This is a genomic window from Candidatus Defluviilinea gracilis, assembly GCF_057138825.1.
In genome coordinates this window covers 26,333-47,919 of the sequence record NZ_DBNHEF010000068.1, presented here as the reverse complement: position 1 = coordinate 47,919, position 21,587 = coordinate 26,333, and the positions used below count along the sequence as shown (strand labels likewise).

At 54.0% G+C, this 21,587-nt stretch carries 20 protein-coding genes; 14 read left to right on the top strand and 6 right to left on the bottom strand.

Annotated elements, in window-relative coordinates:
- Positions 1–10 precede the first annotated feature (10 nt).
- Positions 11–166 carry a hypothetical protein gene (locus AC16KF_RS11170; protein WP_484037393.1) on the bottom strand — a complete coding sequence of 52 codons (156 nt, stop codon included), beginning with the start codon at positions 164–166 and terminating at the stop codon, positions 11–13.
- Between AC16KF_RS11170 and cbiQ the strand changes: the two genes are divergently transcribed.
- The 8 genes from cbiQ (at position 161) to polA (ending at position 10,530) form a co-directional block, all read left to right on the top strand.
- Positions 161–955 carry a cobalt ECF transporter T component CbiQ gene (cbiQ, locus tag AC16KF_RS11165; protein ID WP_484037392.1) on the top strand — a complete coding sequence of 265 codons (795 nt, stop codon included), beginning with the start codon at positions 161–163 and terminating at the stop codon, positions 953–955. The genes AC16KF_RS11170 and cbiQ overlap by 6 nt on opposite strands.
- The gene (locus tag AC16KF_RS11160) at positions 952–1,662 is read left to right on the top strand and encodes an energy-coupling factor ABC transporter ATP-binding protein (protein ID WP_484037391.1); all 711 of its coding nucleotides are present in this window, start codon (positions 952–954) and stop codon (positions 1,660–1,662) included. The genes cbiQ and AC16KF_RS11160 overlap by 4 nt, the downstream gene beginning before the upstream one ends.
- A gap of 567 nt (positions 1,663–2,229) precedes the next feature.
- Positions 2,230–4,281 carry an RHS repeat domain-containing protein gene (locus AC16KF_RS11155; RefSeq protein ID WP_484037390.1) on the top strand — a complete coding sequence of 684 codons (2,052 nt, stop codon included), beginning with the start codon at positions 2,230–2,232 and terminating at the stop codon, positions 4,279–4,281.
- 27 nt (positions 4,282–4,308) lie between these two features.
- Entirely contained in the window at positions 4,309–4,962 is a 654-nt protein-coding gene (locus AC16KF_RS11150; protein WP_484037389.1) for a HEAT repeat domain-containing protein, read from the top strand.
- Positions 4,963–5,017: 55 nt separating this feature from the next.
- A complete protein-coding gene (locus AC16KF_RS11145) occupies positions 5,018–5,224 on the top strand; it encodes a hypothetical protein (protein ID WP_484037388.1) in 207 nt (68 codons plus the stop codon).
- 68 nt (positions 5,225–5,292) lie between these two features.
- Positions 5,293–5,691 (top strand): RHS repeat-associated core domain-containing protein, encoded by a 399-nt coding sequence (locus AC16KF_RS11140; RefSeq protein WP_484037387.1) that lies wholly within the window; start codon positions 5,293–5,295, stop codon positions 5,689–5,691.
- 15 nt (positions 5,692–5,706) lie between these two features.
- Positions 5,707–7,320 (top strand): transposase, encoded by a 1,614-nt coding sequence (locus AC16KF_RS11135; protein WP_484037386.1) that lies wholly within the window; start codon positions 5,707–5,709, stop codon positions 7,318–7,320.
- A 393-nt stretch (positions 7,321–7,713) separates the two neighbouring features.
- Positions 7,714–10,530: a DNA polymerase I gene (polA, locus tag AC16KF_RS11130; protein WP_484037385.1), complete on the top strand. Its 2,817-nt coding sequence runs from the start codon at positions 7,714–7,716 to the stop codon at positions 10,528–10,530.
- A gap of 83 nt (positions 10,531–10,613) precedes the next feature.
- Here polA and AC16KF_RS11125 read toward each other — a convergent pair whose 3' ends face one another.
- From AC16KF_RS11125 to AC16KF_RS11115, 3 genes are read right to left on the bottom strand one after another with little or no spacing between them, the layout of a single operon-like run.
- Positions 10,614–10,763, bottom strand: a complete 150-nt coding sequence (locus tag AC16KF_RS11125) for a hypothetical protein (protein ID WP_484037384.1) — start codon at positions 10,761–10,763, stop codon at positions 10,614–10,616.
- Entirely contained in the window at positions 10,760–11,017 is a 258-nt protein-coding gene (locus AC16KF_RS11120) for a HEPN domain-containing protein (RefSeq protein ID WP_484037383.1), read from the bottom strand. Before AC16KF_RS11120 ends, AC16KF_RS11125 begins: the two co-directional genes overlap by 4 nt.
- The gene (locus AC16KF_RS11115; RefSeq protein ID WP_484037382.1) at positions 11,014–11,343 is read right to left on the bottom strand and encodes a nucleotidyltransferase domain-containing protein; all 330 of its coding nucleotides are present in this window, start codon (positions 11,341–11,343) and stop codon (positions 11,014–11,016) included. Before AC16KF_RS11115 ends, AC16KF_RS11120 begins: the two co-directional genes overlap by 4 nt.
- A gap of 139 nt (positions 11,344–11,482) precedes the next feature.
- Here AC16KF_RS11115 and AC16KF_RS11110 point away from each other — a divergent pair, with 139 nt between their 5' ends.
- From AC16KF_RS11110 to AC16KF_RS11085, 6 genes are all read left to right on the top strand, one after another.
- Positions 11,483–13,798 (top strand): tetratricopeptide repeat protein, encoded by a 2,316-nt coding sequence (locus tag AC16KF_RS11110; RefSeq protein WP_484037381.1) that lies wholly within the window; start codon positions 11,483–11,485, stop codon positions 13,796–13,798.
- A 153-nt stretch (positions 13,799–13,951) separates the two neighbouring features.
- Positions 13,952–14,986, top strand: a complete 1,035-nt coding sequence (locus tag AC16KF_RS11105; RefSeq protein WP_484037380.1) for a COX15/CtaA family protein — start codon at positions 13,952–13,954, stop codon at positions 14,984–14,986.
- Between the two features lies 1 nt (position 14,987).
- Positions 14,988–15,473, top strand: a complete 486-nt coding sequence (locus tag AC16KF_RS11100; protein ID WP_484037379.1) for a hypothetical protein — start codon at positions 14,988–14,990, stop codon at positions 15,471–15,473.
- Positions 15,474–15,488: 15 nt separating this feature from the next.
- Complete coding sequence (locus AC16KF_RS11095; RefSeq protein ID WP_484037378.1) at positions 15,489–15,728, top strand: hypothetical protein; 240 nt, start codon at positions 15,489–15,491, stop codon at positions 15,726–15,728.
- A 92-nt stretch (positions 15,729–15,820) separates the two neighbouring features.
- Entirely contained in the window at positions 15,821–16,165 is a 345-nt protein-coding gene (locus AC16KF_RS11090; RefSeq protein WP_484037377.1) for a helix-turn-helix domain-containing protein, read from the top strand.
- Positions 16,084–16,977, top strand: a complete 894-nt coding sequence (locus AC16KF_RS11085; RefSeq protein WP_484037454.1) for an IS3 family transposase — start codon at positions 16,084–16,086, stop codon at positions 16,975–16,977. Before AC16KF_RS11090 ends, AC16KF_RS11085 begins: the two co-directional genes overlap by 82 nt.
- Before the next feature lie 83 nt (positions 16,978–17,060).
- On the opposite strand, the gene AC16KF_RS11080 is transcribed toward AC16KF_RS11085, so the two are convergent.
- Together AC16KF_RS11080 and AC16KF_RS11075 are read right to left on the bottom strand one after the other, a co-directional pair.
- On the bottom strand, positions 17,061–19,121 hold the full coding sequence (locus AC16KF_RS11080) for a 4Fe-4S dicluster domain-containing protein (RefSeq protein ID WP_484037376.1): 2,061 nt from the start codon (positions 19,119–19,121) through the stop codon (positions 17,061–17,063).
- Positions 19,122–19,172: 51 nt separating this feature from the next.
- A complete protein-coding gene (locus AC16KF_RS11075; RefSeq protein ID WP_484037375.1) occupies positions 19,173–21,563 on the bottom strand; it encodes a heavy metal translocating P-type ATPase in 2,391 nt (796 codons plus the stop codon).
- Positions 21,564–21,587 lie beyond the last annotated feature (24 nt).

Genomic DNA, 21,587 nt, shown 5'->3' with positions numbered 1-21,587 from the left:
GCTTCGCTAGTCAACCCAGCGGACACGTCCCGCGATGCTTTGTCTTCATGGCGCGAACATCACGCACCACGCCGCTCAGCACGCGCTGGGCTACTCGACCATCAATCGTCAATCCAAAATCGTAAATCGTCAGTCGTAAATCCAAAAATCGTAATTCGCCATGCATTCCGACGCCTTTGACCGTTATCACCACGGACACAGTTTCATCCACGACCTTGACCATCGCGTCAAGGTCGTGGTGACGGTTGGATTCATCCTCTCGAACGCGCTACTCCCCGACGGCGCGTGGACGGCGTTTGCGCTGGCGTGGATGTTTGTGTTGGTCGCAAGTTATTTCTCAGAGCTGGGGTTTGGGTTCACCTTCCGCCGTTCGTTCATTGCATTGCCGTTCGCGCTCGCCGCGATCACTGTTTTATTTTCCATTCCGGGCAAGCCAGTCACATCGTTTCAATTTTTGATGTGGCATTTCACCATCACCGACGCGGGGCTCTTGCGATTCGCGAGCATCGTCATCCGTTCGTGGTTGTCGGTGCAGATGGCGATCCTGCTTGTGGCGGTGACGGAGTTCCCAAAGATCGTCCATGCGCTTCGGCATTTGCGCGTGCCGGCGGTGTTGACTGTGATCATTTCGTTCCTCTATCGTTATCTCTTCGTGCTGGCAGACGAAGTCTTGCGACTGCTGAGGGCGCGCGAAGCCCGTTCGGCGCGCGCGGCAGGCAGAGGGGCGGGAGGAAGCGTGCTGTGGCGGGCGCGCGTCACCGGGAATATGGCGGGGCAATTATTTTTACGGAGTTACGAGCGCAGTGACCGAGTCTACAATGCGATGCGTTCGCGCGGTTACACAGGCGAGTTGATGACGATCCATTCGCATCATGTTCACGCAAGCGATTGGTTGATTGCTTTGCTGTCGTTCGTTTGTCTTATGATCATGCAGGTCGTCGGGAGGGCGTTGTGACCGATATTGTTTCCGTGCGCGATCTGCAATTTTCGTATCCCGATGGTCACACGGCGTTGCGCGGCGTTACGTTCACGCTGTGTGAAGGAGACAAGGTGGCGCTGGTGGGACCGAATGGCGCGGGAAAATCCACGCTGATGTTGCAACTCAACGGAATTCTCACCGGGCGCGGCGATATCGAGATCGGGAACATGCGCCTCACGCGCGACAATCTGCCGGTCATCCGCTCGAAGGTGGGACTCGTCTTTCAGAATCCCGACGACCAACTTTTTTCGCCGACGGTGTTCGAGGATGTGGCGTTCGGTCCGCTTCACATGAGACTGCCCGAAGACGAAGTATTTCGCCGCGTGGACAGCGCGCTCGAATCGGTGCGCATGTCTTCGTATCGCGACCGCTTGTCGCATCACTTGAGCGTAGGCGAGAAAAAACGGATCGCGATTGCCACCGTGCTTTCGATGAACCCAAGCATTTTGATTCTTGATGAACCCTCGGCAGGACTCGACCCGCGCGCGCGGCGGACGCTGATCAATTTACTGCGCGACCTGCCGATCACGATGCTGGTCTCCACGCACGATATGCGATTGGTGGATGAATTATTCCCGCGCACGATCGTGATGGATGAAGGCTTGATCGTGGCGGATGGCGCGACGAAAGAAATTTTGCAAAATGAATCATTCTTGAACGCGCATGGGTTGGAGAAGCCTTGAGGAGAGGTAAACGAGTAGGCAAGTAAACACACAGACAGGGAGTTGAGTGATGTTTTTCAGACTCTTTTGTTTTCGTAATACTTGAATAATAAATTCTCTACCGTACATGAGAAGATTTTTACCGCAAAGCACGCTAAGGTCGCCAAGTTAAAAAGGTTCTCTTTGCGTTCTTTGCGGGTGTCGCATGGCGCCATGGCGACACGTAGCGGCGCACATGTACGGTAGAGAGATAATAAAAAGATGTCTGACATATTTGTGTATGAAAAATTAATTTGCCCTAACAAGATTTATGAGGGAGGAGTAGAATGCCAAAAGTTATTCCATTGGGGGAAACCCAATGAGGAAAGCCAACAAAAGTTCAGATAAATAAATTAGCACAAGTTTCTGGTTACGGATCAAACTCGGGAGGCATCATGTTTGCAGTGAAACCAAGAATCGAAACTGTTTTCCGCATTGTAGTGATCGCGGCGTTGCTGGCGGGCGCTTCAGCGCGGATCGGACATTTCGATCACGCTGAACAACGGCGACCAGTTGGGGGCGCGCGCCAAAGCGAACGGAGACGTGGACGTGTACAAGAACGGTTCACCCCTCGGGACGGTCAGCGTGACCGAGTGGGCGCCTTACTCCGGCGGCGGCTACATCGGCTTGTGGTACTCCAACGCCAGCGGCGCGATCGTAGATGACTTCGGCGGCGGCAACGTCTCTGCGGCGGCAACCGAGACGCCAACGAATACCGCTACGCCTACGCAGACCAACACACCCTCGCTCACTCCGACGATTACCAACACGCCTACGATCACGAGTACTCCCCCTCTTACCCTTACACCGTCGGACACACCGATTCCTTCCGACACTCCGACTGTTACCTTCACCCCGTCTCAAACGCTCACCCCATCACAGACCTTCACTCCGTCCTTCACGCCTACGCTGACGAATACACCTACTTTCACCTCTACCCCCGGACAGCCGCCGCAAGGACCCGTTACCATCACCTACGAATACGACCCTCTCTACCGCCTCACCGAAGCCAACTACTCGACTGGTGATTACTATCATTACACATACGATGCTATTGGGAATCGTCTTTCGCAAGATACACTCGTTGGCGGTCTACCATCCTCAACTGCCTATTTGTATGACGATGCCAATAGACTCGCTTATGTCAATGGCGTTCCATACACTTGGGATGCCAATGGCAACTTGTTGAACGATGGCGTGAACACGTATACCTACGATTCCGCCAATCGGTTGAAGACCTTGAGTAACCAGTCAACAGTGAGCAGTTATCAGTACAACGGACTCGGCGACCGCCTCTCCCAAAACGGAGTGAACTACACGCTCGATTTGAACGCGGGTCTCACCCAAGTGTTGAACGATGGAACAAACCAATACCTCTACGGACTTGGTAGAATCGCCCAAGTGAACACGACCACTGATTACTTCCTCACCGACGCCCTCGGCTCCATCCGCCAATTGACCGATGCCAGCGGCGCGATCACGCTTGCCAAGTCGTATCAACCGTATGGAGGGACGCTTGCGAGCGCGGGGAGTGGGACCAGTCCCTTCGCGTTTACGGGCGAGCAGGTGGACGCGAGCGGGTTGACATACCTGCGGGCGAGATACTATTCCAGCGGCGACGGTCGCTTCCTGACGCGGGATACGTGGGAAGGGGATGCAGACGCACCAATGTCCTATAATGTATGGGCATATGGATATGCAAATCCAATAAATAATATTGACCCGTCGGGTTTGGCGGCGACCCATGTACAGTGTGACCGCATTAATATACTACTCAATCGCATGAGAAAACTCTGTAAAATCGGAAACGGTGATACGAGTGACCCAAATATTAAGGATGATGTTCTAGATGCTCGAGAAAAGTTTTTCAGAGAGATAGCAAAATTAAGCAATAAGGCTAGCCAAGGCTTTGGTGATGGATATTGGTACGCTGCCATAATGTTAGAAACCTTCCTGGACGGAGGTGGTTCTATGAGCATAAACTTAAGTTCAAATTCCTCCTTCCAATCCGATTCAGGTATTCTGAGAGCAACAAAAATAAAAAAATCTACAACATCTGATGATGCAAAAGAGATAACGCCTTTGCTTCATGTATTTTTGAGGAATGTTCGTTTACTAGGAATATGCAATGGAATACTCCCTAACCAAGAAATACAGGGCGCTCCCTACTACTCGGATCCTAACCCCGCTAACCGGGCGGCTCGCCCTTATGATGTAGGTTGGTGGGGTGCTTTTGGTCATGTAATAATAAATGCGCGATATTCTAACAATCGAATTGTGCCAGGTTCCTATGGTTACTGGGTGTCAACTACCGTAACTTATAGCATTGCGGATGAATACAGATGGGGCGGGAAAGCTGGCACGCCATTGCCGCTTGGTCTCATAAGTTGGCCTTGGTCTTGGCGACCAGATAAACTTACATCCATAGTTGGAATGGTGGAAATTCCACATGAGTGGGAGGTGTCGCTCCGAGATGCTAATTATGCACAAGAATATCCTTTTACTATTACCTGGTCTGAAAATTTACAAATATACGTCAGTGAAACATTTTTATCTTATTCAATACCCGATGACAAGATTTTCGATTTCTTGTTACCTTAGTTGATCCTAGATGTGAGTATGGATGAAATGAATCTCAAACAAAATATTAACCGGCTGATATTTATGCTACTAGCAATTCTTACTAGCTGCAATCAGATGTCGGTTAAGCCAACGCCGTCTCCGGAGGTCGAAGCATCGACTTTACCTACTCCAGCATCAACACTAGCCGATCTTTTAAAGGATCTAAAAAGTGACGATGTGGCAGTTAGGCTTTCATCAATATATGCACTTGAAAAGTACGGAGATGCGGCCACGGTTGCTATACCTGCATTGATTGACAATTTATATATCAATGATGCTGATGTCCGAAAGGCGGCTGCTGATGCACTTGGTAAATTTGGGCCAGGTGCCAAATCCGCTATTCCAGATTTGATACATATGTTGCGTAATGATTCTTATTATCATGCGAGGGCGGCAGCAGCTGACGCTTTAGGGCTTATTGGAGATCCTCAGGCTGTTCCAGATCTTGTTGCTACTCTTTTCGAAGAGCAAACATATCAATTGCACAATTTAGAAATATCTTGCGCCGAATCTATCGCTAAAATAACGGGTGAAAAATTTAGAGAGGCGGGTTCTAAAGGAGTGTATAGCATTGACAACAATGGTCTGCCCTTGATAGTAATAGATGCTCGAGAATGGTGGCTGAATGTGGGACAATTCGAAGATTGGAGTAAAAAGTAGAATCTGATCTCATATCACTAAAAGTGGACGCATATCCGCGCCTCGGCAACAAAGCGTGTCAATAACTATTGACCATCTATACGATTCCCTCTACCGCCTCACAGAAGCCAACTACTCCATTGGCGATTTCTACCATTACACCTACGATGCCGTCGGCAACCGCCTCACACACGTAACCACAGTTAGCTGTCCATCGTCCCCGCTCCCGCAAAACGAACGCGCAATCCTTCGACAATGCTCAGGACAAGTCTCCAGTCTCTAATCTCTAGTCTCCCTCTCCCAATTCTCTAATCCTCTAATTCTCCACACGGACTTGGTAGAATCGCACAAGTGAACACAACCACTGATTACTTCCTCACTGATGCCCTCGGCTCCGTGCGCCAATTGACCGACGCCAGCGGCGCGATCACGCTTGCCAAATCCTATCAGCCATACGGAGAAACGCTGGCGAGCGCGGGGAGTGGGACCAGTCCCTTCGCGTTTACGGGCGAGCAGGTGGACGCGAGCGGGTTGACGTATCTGCGGGCGCGGTACTATTCCAGCGGCGATGGTCGCTTCTTGACGCGGGATACGTGGATGGGGGAGTACAACCGTCCGTTGTCCCCGCTCCCACAAAACGCACACCCAATCCTTCGACAATGCTCAGGACAAGCCTCCAGTCTCCAACCCTCCCTCCAAAACCGTAAACCTCCCCCAATTACCCCGCTTGCCCCATCGCCTCCCCCGTGATACACTCTTGATGGAATGTCTAACAACCTCCTGCTCGTCACCGCCGATGCAAGCTTTGCAAAGGCGCTTCACTTGGGGCTGGAGCGGGCAGGGCGTCGCCTTCACCTCGCCAAAACCAGAGGCGAAGCCGTTGTGCGGGCAGATGAGCACAATTGCGCGCTCGCCTTTCTAGACATTGCCCTGGGAGAGCGCGCCATCCACGAAACTGGAACAGCCCTACGGGCGCTCAAACCGACCATAAAACTGGTTCTGTTTTGTGACGAGGATACCCCGCCCACGCTCGATTCGCTCCGCCCATGGGCGCTCCTCCGCAAGCCCTACTACCTACCGGATGTGTTGACCATGATCAACGAAAAATCCACCCCCATCTCAAGCCCCGTTCAAAATCGCCTTGTGCAAACAAGCGACCCCGCCCTGCCCTGGTTGCAGGATGTGACCAAAGCCGCGCAACACCTCACGCGCCTCACGCTTGAATCGGCCGCGCAAGCCGCGCTCATCACTCGCGGCAATGCGATGTGGGCTTACGCCGGCGGGCTCTCACAAGAAGCCGCGAACGAGATCGCCGTCACTGTCACCCGCCGCTGGGAGGGACAAAAAGGAAGCGACCTGTTGCGCTTCATCCGCCTTGAAGCCACCCGCGCTGAACACATGCTCTACGCCACGCGCCTCGCCGACGACGTTGTGCTTGCCCTCGTCTTCGACGCCGAAACGCCGTTCAGCACCATCCGCTCGCAGGCTGGCAAACTGGCCGATTCGCTGGCGCTTTCGGAGGCTGAGGTTGTGGAAACGCCCCCCATGCCGAGCCAGCCCGCCACCGCGTTCGACGCGCCGACTCAATATCTGGATGAAGACGCGGAAGAGGAAATCCCCTCCATCGCGGATATTCTGTCAGACGTCCCCTCCCCAACCCCCGAACAAAAAGTGTACCCGGTCACAACCGACCTTCCGTTTGAAACCCGCCCGTCCACGCCCATCAAATCGAGGCGCTATAGCCGCGAAAGTTCTCCCGCCATGCATGTGGATGAGTTGCTCGGAACGAATCAAAATTTGGAAGAGACGGTGGAACATGCGACGCAAGATTTCAACGCCACCACGCCATCGAAATCCGCGCCGCGCCCGCGCACCCCAATGAGACAACCCATGCCCGGCGAACTGGATGAGACCCGCCCGCACTCGATCACCGAGGTGGCAAGCCGGGTCATGCTCGAACCGCTCACGCCCGGTTTGTATAACCTGCCGTATGCCTGCCTGTTGTTGCCGCGGTTTAGCTCGCATTACCTGACCGGCGATATTTCGGACCGACTGTCGGAATGGTTGCCGCAAATTTGCATCGCGTTCGGCTGGCGTTTGGAATACCTCGCCGTGCGCCCGGAATATATGCAATGGGTGGTGAATGTGCCGCCTTCGAGTTCGCCCGGTTATCTCATGCGCATCATGCGCCAGCAGTTATCGGAAAAGGTATTCATCGAATTCCCGCGTTTGAAGAAGGAAAATCCCTCCGGCGATTTCTGGGCGCCCGGGTATCTCATCATGGGCGGCACGCAACCGCACCCGCCGCAATTGGTGAAGAATTACATCCGGGATACCCGCACCCGCCAAGGCTATTCAGACCCGCCAAGGATTCGCTGATCGCCACGAATCTACCCACAAGATTATTGGAAATTGTGTTCTAAAAATGCCAAGCGCAGAGTATAATCACTTTGCGTTTTATTTTTTATTGCCTCGTTTTTTTTTCGTGAAAATCGTGTCATCCCTTCGGGATTTGGGTGTTGTTTATCTTGGTTCTAGAATCCTTCCATCCCTTCGGGATTATCCTTTTGGCAAAAGAACCCTGGAAAGCTTATAGATTCTCAACGCGAATACTACGAATTGACATATCGCGCGAATAAACCAATTTGAAAAAAACATGAAACAATATCAAGCCAAACGGTGCCAAGTCTCCAATCTCTAGTCTCCAATTCTCCAATTCTCCTCATCAACTAATTTCAGGGCGGGAAGACCCCGCCCCTACGAGAACCTAAAATGCCCCCCACCCTCTACCTCATTGACGGACACGCCCTCGCCTATCGAATGTACTTCGCGTTGACGGCCGTCGGCGGGAGTCAACGCTGGCAAACGTCGAAGGGCGAGCCCACCGCAGGGATCTACGGATTCGCGCGCGAGTTACTTCGTATCATCGAGCAGGAACAGCCCGAATATCTCGCCGTCGCGTTCGATGTGGGCAAAACGTTCCGCGATGAAATTTTCCCCGAATATAAAGGCACGCGCGACAAAATGCCCGATGACCTGCGTCCGCAGATCAAGCGCATCCGCGAGATGGTGGATGCGTTCAACATTCCACGCCTCGAACTCGAAGGCTACGAAGCGGACGATGTGCTTGGCTCGGTTGCGCGTATCGCCGCCGAACAGGGACTCGGCGTGAAGATCGTCACCGGTGACCGCGACCTTCTGCAACTCGTCAATAAACGCACGGCAGTCTATCTCGCGGGCGATGACAAAACGTTCATCAAAGATGAAGATGTTGCTCAAAAACTCGGCGTGCCGCCCAACCAAGTGGTGGACTACAAAGCGCTCGTCGGCGACAAATCGGATAATATCCCCGGCGTGGCAGGTGTGGGCGAAAAGACCGCGATTGCCCTGCTCGAAAAATACAAAACGCTCGACGGCATCTACAAGAACATTGACAAGGTCGAGCCGCGCTGGAAAACCAAACTCGAAGCGAACAAAGAGAATGCCTACCTCAGTTATACGCTCGCGCAGATCAAAACCGATTTGGATATCAAACTCGATCTCGAACACGCGAAGGCGCGCGACTTGAACGTCCCTGCGATTCAAGCCTTTTTCACCGAACTTGAATTCCGCACGTTGTTGAAGACGCTCGAAAAAGTGACGGGGCAATCAACATCATCCGCTTCGTCTGCGAGTGGGACAAACACCCACTCTCCGCTCAGCGCGAATGCAAGTGGACAGATGTCCATGTTTGCGAATGAGCCGCAGGTGGTTGTCTCTCCCAAAGTGGAATCGAATGTCACCGTCCTCATCGTGGACACCGAGAAGAAGCTGGATGATCTCGTCAAAGCGCTGAACAAGGCAAAGGTCATTTCGTTCGACACTGAAACCACCTCCACCGAAGAGATGCGCGCGGACATCGTCGGCATTTCGCTGGCTATTCAAGCGGGCGAAGGATATTACATTCCCATCGGTCACAACGCGGGGACAAATCTTCCGCTGAAGAAAGTTGTCGCCGCGCTTAAAGCGCCGATGACGAATCCGAAAATCGGCAAAGTGGCGCACAACGCGAAATACGATTACATCGTGCTAGCGCAACACGGACTCACCGTCTCGCCGCTCACCTTCGACACGATGCTCGCCGAATTCATCGTTGACCCTTCGTCGCGCAGTCTCGGCTTGAAGAATCTCGCCTTTGTGAAACTCGGCGAAGAGATGACTCACATCGAAGCGTTGATCGGCAAAGGCAAGAAGCAGATCAGCATGGCGGATGTGGCAATCGAGTCCGTTGCGCCGTACGCAGTGGCGGATGCCGAAACGACATTGCGATTGATGCCGCTTGAAGAAAATGAACTGAAACGAGTGGACGGCGAAAAATTGCTCGCAGAAATTGACATGCCGCTCACGCCTGTGCTTGCAGATATGGAAATGACCGGCATCTCGCTCGATCTTCCATTTTTTGCAGAGATGGATAAAGAGTTGACGAAACGACTCTCGCAGATCGAAAAGAAAGTATTCGATTCTGTCGGCAAGCCGTTCAACATCAACTCCACGCAACAACTTTCGGATGTGTTGTTCAAAACGCTCAGGCTCGAACCACCCGATAAAAACAACAAAACCGCCAGCGGACATTACTCCACGGCGGCGGGCGTGCTCGAAGAATTGAGCGGCAAACATCCCGTTGTGGATTGGGTTCTCGAACAACGCGAACTTTCGAAGATCAAATCAACATACGTGGACGCGTTGCCTGTCGCAATTAATCCAAAGACGAATCGAGTCCACACTTCGTACAGTCAGATTGGCGCGGTGACGGGACGACTCTCCTCGAACAACCCGAATTTGCAGAACATCCCGATTCGCACCGAGACGGGACGCCGGGTCCGCAATGGATTCATCGCGGACAAAGGAAATTGGTTAATCTCTGTAGATTACTCGCAGATCGAGTTGCGCATCGTGGCGCACATGGCACAGGATGAAGGGATGCTCGCCGCCTTCCGCGCCGACGAGGACATCCACGCCACCACCGCCGCGGCAATTTACAACGTCGCGCTCGACGCGGTGACCAAAGACATGCGCCGTCACGCGAAAGCGATCAACTTCGGTCTGATCTACGGCATGTCTGCGTTCGGGTTGATGCGCGGCACAGACCTCACGCTGGCAGAGGCGGAGAATTTCGTCAAAGCCTATTTCACAAAATTCCCCGGCGTGAAAAAATATCTGGACGGCATCCGCAAGCAAGCCGCGCAACAGGGATACGTCGAAACGCTTCTCGGGCGGCGGCGATATTTCCCCGCGCTGCAAGGCAGGACCAACCCGCAGTTGAAAGCGCGCGAAGAACGCGAAGCCATCAACGCGCCGATCCAAGGGACAGCGGCAGACATCATGAAGATCGCCATGTTGAAAATCCCGCCCGCGTTGAAAAAAGCAAAGTTGAGCGGCAAGATGCTCTTGCAAGTGCACGATGAACTCGTGCTGGAATGTCCGAAGGATGAATTGGAAAAAACGGCGAAGGTCGTGAAAGAGACGATGGCAGACGCGTATCCGCTGGACATCCCTCTCTCCACTGAGGCGCGGTATGGAGCGAATTGGGGTGAGATGAAGACGATCTAAATCGGTGATAGGCAGAAGCAAAATAAAAACGGTCCCCGGCGCAATGTCCGCGAGACCGTTTTTGTATCTTCAACGAGATGGGGTCAAGCCTTCAAAAGTTTTTTCACAATCGCGTCCACGAATTCCTCTGCTGAATGCAACACTTCAATCGCTTGTTCTTCTGTAATCACTTTGGACTTCTGGTAATCCCCGGCTTGCCGCATGTCAAACGCATGATGGAGAAGCCTGCTCATTTCCCTTGGGAAAATTCCTGCCGCACGAACAACTCATCGAATTTAGCCAGCACCCCCGCATGTTTGTTCGGCTCGACATCCTCGGTCACCAACAACGCCAGCGCGGCGTAAAAGACCGAATAATAGGCGCGGTTCACAATGCTCACAGCGCTTCCGCCGTTTTCTTTCAAGACTTGCGCATCCCGCAGCATCTCACGCGCCAAATCGAGCCGATAATGGATCAAGTCTCTCTTGTACGACTTCTCCTTCGTCATACCGCGATCCCCTCGGTCTTGATGGCGCGATAAAAGGGCAGGAAGCCGAAACGCTTCATCTGTTCTCTCGTGTCGGGGATAATCGAAATGACGCGCCCAGCGTCAAACCCGACCTCCCAGCCGATCCGCGAAGCCAGACGCGTCGTCCGCGCGTCGATCATCGGCAGGATCACCAGCAGGTCAAAATCCGACTCCTTCGTCGCGTCGCCGCGCGCCTGAGAGCCAAACAGGATCACCTGAATAGGTTGACCAAGTTCAGTAGTCAGCCTTTTCCGGACTTCGCGCGCAAGCGCAAGCGCTCTTACTCGTGGGCGTAACTTTGCCATGTTCAGATTATAACCCGTCTCATAACTCAAGAACGGCGTCATTTATTCGCAAATGCCGCTACGACGACGCCTACAACAGAGAAAATAACAATCCATTTGTAAGGGGAAAGATACAGAATCCCTACGGTATAATTGGCGCATGCCCGGAAACGAAGACATCTTCCAAAAAGCGATGAACGATGGACATTCCGCCGCGTGGGATCAGGAGTGGATGAAAGCCGCGTCGGCGTACCGCAAAGCCCTGCAAGAAATCCCCAACCAGCCCAAGGCGTTGAATAGCCTCGGCCTGGCGTTGTTCCAACTCGGCGAGTTCGATGAAGCTATGCAGGTCTACAAACGCGTGGCGCAGATCTCAGCGCAAGACCCCGTGCCCATGGAAAAACTGGCGCAACTTTTGGAACGCACCGGGCATTTAAAAGAAGCCATCGAGGCATCCACCCGCGCCGCCGAACTCTTCCTCAACCAGCGCGATGTGGACAAAGCCATGGAAAACTGGGTGCGGGTCACATCCCTCGACCCTGAAAATATCCTTGCCCATTCCCGCCTGGCATTGGCGCACGAAAAACTCGGCCACAAACCCCAGGCGGTAACGGAATATGTGGCGGTTGCCAGTCTCGTCCAACGCACCGGCAACGTGGAAAAAACCAACGAACTGGTCAACAAAGCCCTGCAAATCCTGCCCGACAGCGCCGAGGCAAAACAGGCGCAAGCGCTTCTTCGCTCGGGACAACTGCTCCCCAAACCCCTGCGCCCCAAAGGCGGGACGGGTCCCATCGCCATGGCGCAAGTTAAACAGTTGGATAAGCGCAAGACCGAATCCGATTCCGAACTCGACCCTGTGGCTGAAGCGCGCCAAAAGTCGCTCACCCGCCTGGCAGAAATTCTCTTCGAATACACCACCGACGATTCCAACACAGTGCAGGCAAAACGCGGCTTGCAGGCGCTCATGCGCGGCACCGGTCAACTTTCGATGCAATCCTCCGAGCAGACTAAAGTGGTCTTGCACCTCGGCGCCGCCATCGACATGCAATCCAAAGGCAACGACGCCCAAGCCGCCGAAGAGTTGGAACACGCCCTCGAAGCCGGGTTCAACCACCCCGCGCTCTACTTCAATTTGGGGTTGCTCCGCTCGAAGATCGACCGGAACGAATCTGCCCTGCGGAATTTGCAAAACGCCGTCAAGCATGCCGAGTTCGGTCTCGGGGCGCGGTTGTTGATGGGGCAGATCAACCAGAAAATGGGGCGCTTCGGTCCCGCCTCCGTCGAATACCTTGAAGCGTTGAAGATCGCCGACGGGCAGGTGGCGCCAGCCGAACAGGCGGATGAGATCCGTCAGATGTACGAGCCGCTCATCGAAGCGCAGACATCCGTCAAAGAAGAAGGGGTCCTGAATCGCTTGTGCGACAATATCAACGATATGTTGATGCGCAAGAACTGGCGCGATCATCTGCGCAAGGCGCGCGAGGAACTGCAACGGACAAACGAGAGCGATATGCCCCTGCCGCTGGCAGACATGCTCATGCAGGCGCAATCGAGCGCTGTGCTCGAAGTGATCAACCATGTCCATCAACTGGCGCGGGCTGGTCAGTTGCGCACCGCCATGGAGGAGGCATACGGCGCGCTTGCACACGCGCCCACCTACCTGCCGCTTCACATCCTGATGGGCGATCTGCTCGTGCGCCAGGAACATACACCGGAAGCGATCGCAAAATATATGACTGTGGCGCAGGCATATAGCGCGCGCGGCGAAACGGCGCAATCTGCCAAGATGTTACAGCGCGTGGTGCAACTCGCCCCAATGGATATGGCGGCGCGCTCGCGATTGATCGATCAACTCATTTCGCGCGGGCAGGTAGATGAGGCCATCCGCGAGTACATCGAACTCGCCGACATTTACTACCGCCTCGCCGAACTCGATATGGCTCGCAAAACGTTCACCACCGCGTTGCGCGTCGTCCAACAGCACAACGTCGACCGCGCATGGAACATCCACATCCTGCAACGCATGGCAGACATCGACATGCAGAGATTAGACTGGAAACAAGCCATCCGCGTTTACGAACAGATCCGCACACTGCGCCCCGACGATGAGGCTGTTCGCAAAAGCCTGATCGATCTCAGCTTCAAATTGGGTCAACCCGCGCAGGCAAACGCCGAGATTGAAAGTTATCTGTCCTATCTGCAATCGAGCAACCGCGACGCGCAGGCCATTCCCTTCCTTGAAGATGTGCTCAACGAACGCCCCAGCGATATGTTGGTGAAACGCGCGCTAGCGCAAGCCTATCAACAAGCGGGGCGGGTGGAGGATGCGGTGGCGCAACTCGACACCGTCGCCGATTCGTTGTTGAGCGTCGGCAAGAAAGAGGAAGCCATGATGATCGTGAATCAGATACTCCTGCTCAACCCGCCGAATTCGGAGCAATATCGTCAACTCTTGAGTCAGATCCAGCAGTGAGCCAATCCCGCCCGCGCATGAGGCGGGATTTTTTTCGCCTCATCCCCAATGTCAATTTGACTCTGCTCATCAGCCTCTCACACGCTGATGCTATAATCGCCCATCGTAAGGCGCGCCTCGCTTTACAATACTCTCATTTCTGGAGGGGCAAGAATGCCTCACACCCAAAACCGCGCCGTCATGAAGTGGCTGACCTACTTTGCCTCCATTGTGGCGTTTCTCATCGTCTTCGGCGGATTCGTCCGCCTCACCCGTTCCGGTCTTTCCATCGTCGAATGGAATCCCATTAGCGGGACCGTTCCGCCTATCGGCGAGCAAGCCTGGCAGGAGGAATTCGCCAAGTATCAGCAAACGCCCGAATACATCAAGATCAACACCGGGATGACGCTCGAAGAATATCAATATATTTTCTACATCGAGTGGATTCACCGCTTCATCGCGCGCTTTGCCGGTCTGGTCTACGCCTTCCCTGTTTTTTACTTCCTGTTCAAGAAAGCCATCCCCTGGAAGGAATTCGGCATCTACTTTCTCATGGGCATGTTGTTCATCTCGCAAGCCTTCGCAGGCTGGATCATGGTCGCCAGCGGACTCGTCGACCGTCCCGAAGTCAGTCACTTCAACCTGACGATCCACCTCCTGCTGGCATTGACTCTGTTCGGTCTCGCGGTGTGGACGATCCTCGGGCACAAATACGGCTTTCACCCAGCGGGCAAGCAAGCGCGCTGGTCTGCCTCCTCGAAGTTCGCCCTGCTGTATTTCATCCTGCTGGTTTTGCAGATCACCTACGGCGGCATGACGGCGGGTCTCAAAGCCGGTCATGTTTCCAGCACGTGGCCCCTCATGTTCGGCAAACTCATCCCGCCCAACCTGTTCAACTCGTTCATCAACATATTCGAAATGCCGCAGACCATCGTCTTCATCCATCGCTGGTTCGCCTTCGCCGTGTTGATCGCCGCGTTCTTCATGTACAACAGCGCGCGCAAGCAGAATTATCAAGACAAGATCAAAAAAGGACTCTTCCATCTTGCGGGCGCGGTCGTTTTGCAGATCACGCTCGGCGTGCTCACGATCCTGTCGTTCGTGAACATCGTCATTGCCCTGCTCCATCAAGCCACCGCCATTGGGCTGTTCGCTCTCGGCGTCTATTTCATCCACCGCCTCCGCGCGTTGGACGCAAAGGAAATCTAACATGAAAAAAATATCATGGGTCATTGCCGCCCTGCTGATTCTCATCCCTTCCATGTCGGCGCTTGCCAAGGGAGAATTCACCTACATCACCGTCAGCGGACCGGGCATCACCGGCGAACTGACCATCTCGAACCCCGTCTTGACTCAAAGCTTCTTTGCCTTTGGCGATTTTTCCAAAGGCGCGGTTGACGCGCCCGCCGATCCCGGCGAAGGCTACCAAATCATCCGCTCGTACGTGGTGAACAACAAAGAGGCGCCGTTCGACAGCCTGCAATATTATCCCTACACCGGGTATGTCTACTACAATGGTATAGGAGAGGGATCGTCCGAGTATGACAAGAAGTGGTTCTTAGCCGACCCGGCGGCGAAAGAGCCGTTCCTCTCCGCCCTCAAACAACGCGCCTTGTTGACGTGGCTTCCGCTGGCTGTGCTGGTTGTGATCCTCGTCGTGTTCTTTGTGGCGTATCGGAAAAAAGCAACTTCCTGATTTTGCGAAAAACATATGAAGAAGAAATCTAAACTGAGCGATGAACTTCGTCCCGAATATGATTTGAAATCCTTGCTCAAAGGAGGTATGCGGGGCAAGTACGCGGCGCGTTACCGCGCGGGAACCAATATCGTGTTGCTGGAACCAGAAGTGGCAAAAGCTTTTCCGAATGAAAAAGCGGTAAACGAGGCATTGAAGTTGGTCATGAAATTGAAAAAAGTCCAAGAAGAAGCCGGGCGATACACAACCAAGTAAAAAAGAACTCCGAGAGCAAGCTGAACTGAACCCCTAAAAGCGGACACGAAAAGAAAGCCCTCCTGTGAGAAAATGGCACAGGAGGTGCTTTTATGTCAGGTAAAAAAGGAATGAAATCGTATCCCGTGGAATTGAAGCTGGAGGCTGTGCGGCTCTACTATGAGGAGGGCAAAACACGAGCTGAGATTACGGAGTTGTTAGGGATTGCGAATGCATCGGCGGTGAAGGAATGGGGTCAGTTATATCGACGCGGCGGAGTCAATGCCTTGAAGAAGCCGAAAGGGCGACCACGCAAGCGTGACAGTGAGCAATCCGAACTGGAACGTTTACGCATGGAGAACGCGCTGCTAAAAAAATTTCATACCGAATTGCGGAAAGAGGCGCTCGCGAAGCGCAATATCGGATTATCTATCACCAACGAGCACAATACCCCGTGAAAGCGATGTGTGAGTTCTTTGGTGTTTCGCGAGCTGCCTACTATGCTTGGGTGGTCAAGCATGGGGAGGTTTGCGACCCAGATGCGAAACGCAAGCAATTGATCCAGGAAGCCTATGAGAAATCTCATAAGACCTATGGCTATCGTCGGATTACGTTATGGCTCCGCAAACACAAAGAAGTACAGATCAACTCGAAAGCGGTTTTGCGGCTCATGAATAGGATGAACATTCGCTCAGTTGCCCGCCAACGCAAAATCTACAAGAAGGTGACTGAATTGGGCACATACCATCGCTATGAGAATGTGCTCAACCGCGAGTTCACAGCCTGCCAACCTAACCAAAAATGGGTCACCGATATTACCTATATTGCTACTCAACAAGGTTGGTGTTATCTATCCACGATCAAAGACCTGTACGACAACTTTATTGTAGCCCATGGCTGTGCGCTCACTCCTTCGGTGGCTCTGGTCCTGCGCACGGTGCGACAAGCCAAACAAAAAGAAAAAGTCACAGTTGGATTGATCCTGCACAGCGATCAAGGCGCGCAATATACCTCGCAGGACTATCATGATGTCCTGACAAAAGAATGTCAAATCACGCCTTCCATGTCACGGCGGGGCAATTGCTGGGACAATGCTCCCATGGAAAACTTCTTTGGACACCTCAAAGAAGAGTACCTGCGACGCTTCAAAAAACCCACCTTTAAAGAAATGGAGCAGCTCATTGACGAATACATCTACTTTTACAACTACGAGAGGATACAATTGAAAACTCGACAGACGCCTTTTGAAACCAGGTGCCTGTCGAGTTGACCGGGCGGGCTTTCTTTTTTTGTCTTGTCTATTGGGTGCAGTCTAAGCCTCGGAGTTCTTTCATCATACGGCAACTGTACTCTTTATCTCAACACGAACATATCCGTCTTTTCGTCGTACGCCAGAATACTCACCTGTCCCTTTTCAAAATTCACTTCGCCCGAAAACGCCAATCGGTATTCATCTGAATCATCTTTGATAAATACTTCCACGAGGCGCGTTCCAGAGTCCACTTCGACGAACTCGAGCGCGGCGATGCGCCCATTGCCGCTGACGCCGGTCGGTTTGAAGACATCTTCGAAGACGGTCTCGCCGTCAATGACAACGCGCACGCTCATGGGGTAATGCGTGCCGCCGAAGATCTTCTCCGGGTCGGCGCCTTCGGGCAGGGTGATTCCCTCGGGGATTTCGGCAAGTTCCACCTTGCCTTTCGCATCCACCGCAATGCGCAAAGCGGATTCGTCCGCCGCCGCCATTCCCGTGCGGATGTCCAACGGCAGGGCGAGCGCAAACAAGCCCAACAACAAAACTGTGCCAAGCAATCCGCCCACCAGCGACGGCGCAAGTTTGTTGCGTTGCTTGATCTCCGGCAGGATCGGTTGAGGTTTATTTTTCTGACCCGCCTCGCTATGCAACTCATCGAGCAGTTTTTCCACAGGCTTCGGGTCGGTCGGCGTGGCTTCCAGCCAATGCAACCCTTCCCCCACCAACGCGGGACGATTGTTTAACCGATTCAGAATCGAATAGGCGTCTTCACGGTTCACATTGTCGTAGTATGGAGACGACAACAGCACAACGTCGCGCGCGCCTTCGTTTGGCAGGGACTTGATCCAATCGATGTTGACCGCGCCAATGCTCGGCAACACCGCTGTGACGACCCGCGCCGAATCCTCCGACCCCCAATCTGTCACGCCGACTGAGGCTTTCTCCTCATTGACGTTTAACTTCGCGGGCAAGCCGCCCAGCGTTTGGGTTCGCTGGCTGGCAAACAACACCGTCACGGGATGCCCGTCTTTCACTTCGCGTTTCAGCGCGCCCTTCACCACGCCAAAGACCTGCTCGCCGTTATAGCCGCCTTTCAAATCCAACGCGTCGACCGGGCACGCGCCCACACAGATCCCGCAAGCCGTGCATTGACTCGCATTCACCACCGCCAGCTTCGGGTATCCCGAATCGTCGTTTCGTTCCACCATACGGATGGCATCATACGGACAATCGGTATAACACAGCGTGCAACCCGTGCATTTCGCGTCGGTGACGATCGCGGGACCATTGTCACGACCGGAGGCAAGCCACGGGAGGAAGAACAGGCTCCCCACAAGCAGGATCGCCAATCCCCAAAAGATGACGTTCCCCCACATATCCGTTAGAGGCAGAAGGATGAGATACAGGCTGTCCACCGGCACCGATTCGACCATGCGATTGAGATCGGCGGGCTGATACGACATGGCGGGCTTAATCAACGAAAGGACGATCAGCCCAACCAACGCCTGAAACGCCGCCCAGCGCGGAGTCCACCAGCGGGCGCGCGAGAGGCGCAAACTGTGAATATTGATGGCAAAAAACGCAATGAGCGGCACGAACAAATGCAGGAACAGGATGATGACGAAGTTCGAAAATGTGCGCGAGGCGAGGTCGGTCGAGATATACGTCAGACCGGAATAGCCCGCGATATTTTTCATCATGAATTCGGTCATCCATTGGGCGCGCTCGTCCCAGATCATCCAATAGCCGAACGTGCCGGTCAGCCACACCATCGCCAACATGATCCAGCCGCTCGTCCACGCCAGCCAGCGCGGACCCCAGAAACGGTCGCCCAAAAACATGCGGCACAAGTGCAGGACGATGAGGATGATCATCGCGTCGGAGGCGTAGCGATGCACACTGCGGATCAACGAGCCGTACCAGGTGGAACTGATCTTCGCCACCGTATCGTACGCCACTTCCGCGCCGGGGCGATAGAAAAGAGTCAGGTACGCGCCGGTGGCGATCAACACCACCAACATAAAGATCGTGAGCGTGCCGAGATGATGGAACGGATTGAAATCCGATTTGACGAAGCGGCTGACGACCCCCTCCACAGAGATCCAACCTTTTTCAAAGGCGCGTATGAAGCGCCGTTCAGAATAGAGTTTTTTAGTCATCGGTTCCTTTGTATCGTTAATGGTTTCAAGTAGCAATTTCGCCCAGCAGACTCACGATTCGACCACCGGGGTTTCTTCGGTCAATAATGGAAATCTATTCATCTTCATCGCATTCGACGTGACGAAGATACTGCTCGCCACCATCGCAAACGCGGAAAACACAGGTTGCAACAGCCCAGCCATCGCAAGCGCAACACCGACGATGTTGTACACCACAGCCCAGCCGAGGTTTTGCCGCACGCGCCGCATCGCCTCGCGCGACAGATCGAACAGCCACGGGATCACGCGCAGATCGTCGCGCATCAACACAATGTCGGAGGCGGAACGAGCCACATCCGCGCCGTGATTCATCGCCAAGCCCACCGTCGCCGAGGCGAGCGCGGGTCCATCGTTAATTCCATCGCCGACCATCGCGGCATTCTCGGCGAGCCGCTTCATTTTTTCATCGGGCGTCAGCGCCGCTTGCACAGGGATTCCCAACACACTCTGCCAGCGTTCGCCCGCGCTTAACTCATCGCCGGTCAACACGCCGAGGGCTAACCCGCGCGATTGCAGTTGATTCAAAACCTCGCTGGATTCATCGCGGATGGTTTCATCCAAAGACAGGATGCCGCGGACTTGCCCTTCCCACCCCGCATAGACGACGACGCGCCCCGCTTCTTTCCACGCCTCAGCCTGGTCGCCGATTTCGTCCGGCATCTCCAACCCTTCGGCAAACATCAGGCGAGAAGAGCCGATTGTAATTTGGTAATTGGTACTTGGTAATTTTCCTGTCACGCCAAACGCGGGAATGGCTTTGAACGATTCAGGCTTGATGAGTTCAACTTGATTCGCTTTGGCATACTCCACGATCGCCTTCGCCAGCGGGTGTTCGGATTCATTCTCGATAGAAGCAACCACTTCCAAAAACCACTTTCCACTTTCCACTTTCTTATTCGATTCATCTTTTCCCAAAAACACACCATGCACTTTCATCGGCAGTTGAGTCAAAGTTCCCGTTTTGTCGAAGAAGACCCGATTCACTTTCGCCAGTCGTTCGAGCGCGGCGGCGCTTCGCAGGATCACGCCCGATTCGGCGGCGCGTTGGAGCGAGAGCCAAAGAGTCAACGGTGTGGCAAGCCCCAACGCGCACGGGCAGGCGATCAGCAACACAGATAGGGCGACGATCAATCCCTTTTCCGCGCCGCCGATGTGACTCCACACGAGGAACGCGATTGCGGCAAGCGTCAACGCGGCGGGCGTCATCCACGCGGAGAGTTTGTCCACCGTTCGTTCGAGCGGAGAACGCGCCCACAACGCCTCGTGAAGCAGGCGTCCGATCTGACCGGCCATGGTCGACTCTCCAACAGCCGTGGCGATCACTTCAAAACTGCCGTCCAGGCTGATCGTCCCGGCTTTGACCACGTCGCCTGCTCGGTGAGTCACGGGTTTGGGTTCGCCGGTCAGCAACGACTCGTCCACATCGCCCTCCCCGGTGGCGATCAAACCGTCCACCGGGAAACGTCCGCCGGGCTTCGCGCGGACGCGCATGCCGGGTTTGAGATCGGCAACACTCACTTCCTTATCCGCTTCACCGGTGACAACCCAAGCGGTCTCTGGAATTTGTTCGAGCAATTTCATCACCGCGGTGTTACTCGATTTATGCGCTTGCATTTCAAGCCAACGCCCCACTGAAACTAAAAAGATGAGCATGGTAGCGGTGTCGAAATACAGCCCGCCATGACCCACGATCAAATTGCGGACGGATAAGCCGAACGCCGAAAACGTTCCGATCATGATGAGGGTGTGGATGTTGGGTTGCCCACGCAGTAAACTCGCAAAACCCGCGCGCAGAATGGGCAAGCCAAGCAGAAGCAACACGGGGATGCTTGTGACCATCATCATCACTTGGAAGAAATCGACGAGCGGTTGCGATTCGGGCGTTGCCCAGTTGAAAATTTCGCGCGCGTAGATCCCCGCGCCCACGATCATGTCGTGCAGTACCATCACGCCGCCGATGAGCAGGCTTGTGAAAAACGCATCTTCCTCATCGTAGGGTTTTTCGTCGGGAAGCGTGGCTCGATAACCGAGCGAGCGGATCCGTTTTTTGAGCGTTTTGGGATTGGTGATCGCGCCATCGAACGTGATGTTGGTTTGCCCCTGAATAAAACTTGTTTCAGCGTTCACCACTCCTTTGGTCCGTTTGAGTTGTTCACTGACCAGCCACGCGCACGAGGAACACCACATCCCATTGAGGCTGAGGGTGATCGTTTCAGCGTTTTCCGCGCTCGCCGTTTTCGTCACGGGCGTTGATGGAGACTCTGCCAGCAATGCCGCCACTTCTCTGCATGAGGGACAGCAGAAGATGTCTCCTTGCTCGTTGGTGAGCGGATGCAGGGTGGTCAATCCGCACAGGGAGCAGGTGGAGAGTAGTTGCGTGGTGGGGTAGTTGGCGAGTTGCATGGGTGTGTGTTATGTGGTGCGAGT

Coding starts and splice junctions, on each gene's coding strand:
- AC16KF_RS11080 (WP_484037376.1), bottom strand. CDS start 19,121: ATGACTAAAAAACTCTATTCTGAACGGCGCTTCATACGCGCCTTTGAA.
- AC16KF_RS11095 (WP_484037378.1), top strand. CDS start 15,489: ATGAAGAAGAAATCTAAACTGAGCGATGAACTTCGTCCCGAATATGAT.
- AC16KF_RS11075 (WP_484037375.1), bottom strand. CDS start 21,563: ATGCAACTCGCCAACTACCCCACCACGCAACTACTCTCCACCTGCTCC.
- AC16KF_RS11170 (WP_484037393.1), bottom strand. CDS start 166: ATGCATGGCGAATTACGATTTTTGGATTTACGACTGACGATTTACGAT.
- AC16KF_RS11105 (WP_484037380.1), top strand. CDS start 13,952: ATGCCTCACACCCAAAACCGCGCCGTCATGAAGTGGCTGACCTACTTT.
- polA (WP_484037385.1), top strand. CDS start 7,714: ATGCCCCCCACCCTCTACCTCATTGACGGACACGCCCTCGCCTATCGA.
- AC16KF_RS11135 (WP_484037386.1), top strand. CDS start 5,707: ATGTCTAACAACCTCCTGCTCGTCACCGCCGATGCAAGCTTTGCAAAG.
- AC16KF_RS11115 (WP_484037382.1), bottom strand. CDS start 11,343: ATGGCAAAGTTACGCCCACGAGTAAGAGCGCTTGCGCTTGCGCGCGAA.
- AC16KF_RS11100 (WP_484037379.1), top strand. CDS start 14,988: ATGAAAAAAATATCATGGGTCATTGCCGCCCTGCTGATTCTCATCCCT.
- cbiQ (WP_484037392.1), top strand. CDS start 161: ATGCATTCCGACGCCTTTGACCGTTATCACCACGGACACAGTTTCATC.
- AC16KF_RS11110 (WP_484037381.1), top strand. CDS start 11,483: ATGCCCGGAAACGAAGACATCTTCCAAAAAGCGATGAACGATGGACAT.
- AC16KF_RS11150 (WP_484037389.1), top strand. CDS start 4,309: ATGAATCTCAAACAAAATATTAACCGGCTGATATTTATGCTACTAGCA.
- AC16KF_RS11125 (WP_484037384.1), bottom strand. CDS start 10,763: ATGAGCAGGCTTCTCCATCATGCGTTTGACATGCGGCAAGCCGGGGAT.
- AC16KF_RS11090 (WP_484037377.1), top strand. CDS start 15,821: ATGTCAGGTAAAAAAGGAATGAAATCGTATCCCGTGGAATTGAAGCTG.
- AC16KF_RS11120 (WP_484037383.1), bottom strand. CDS start 11,017: ATGACGAAGGAGAAGTCGTACAAGAGAGACTTGATCCATTATCGGCTC.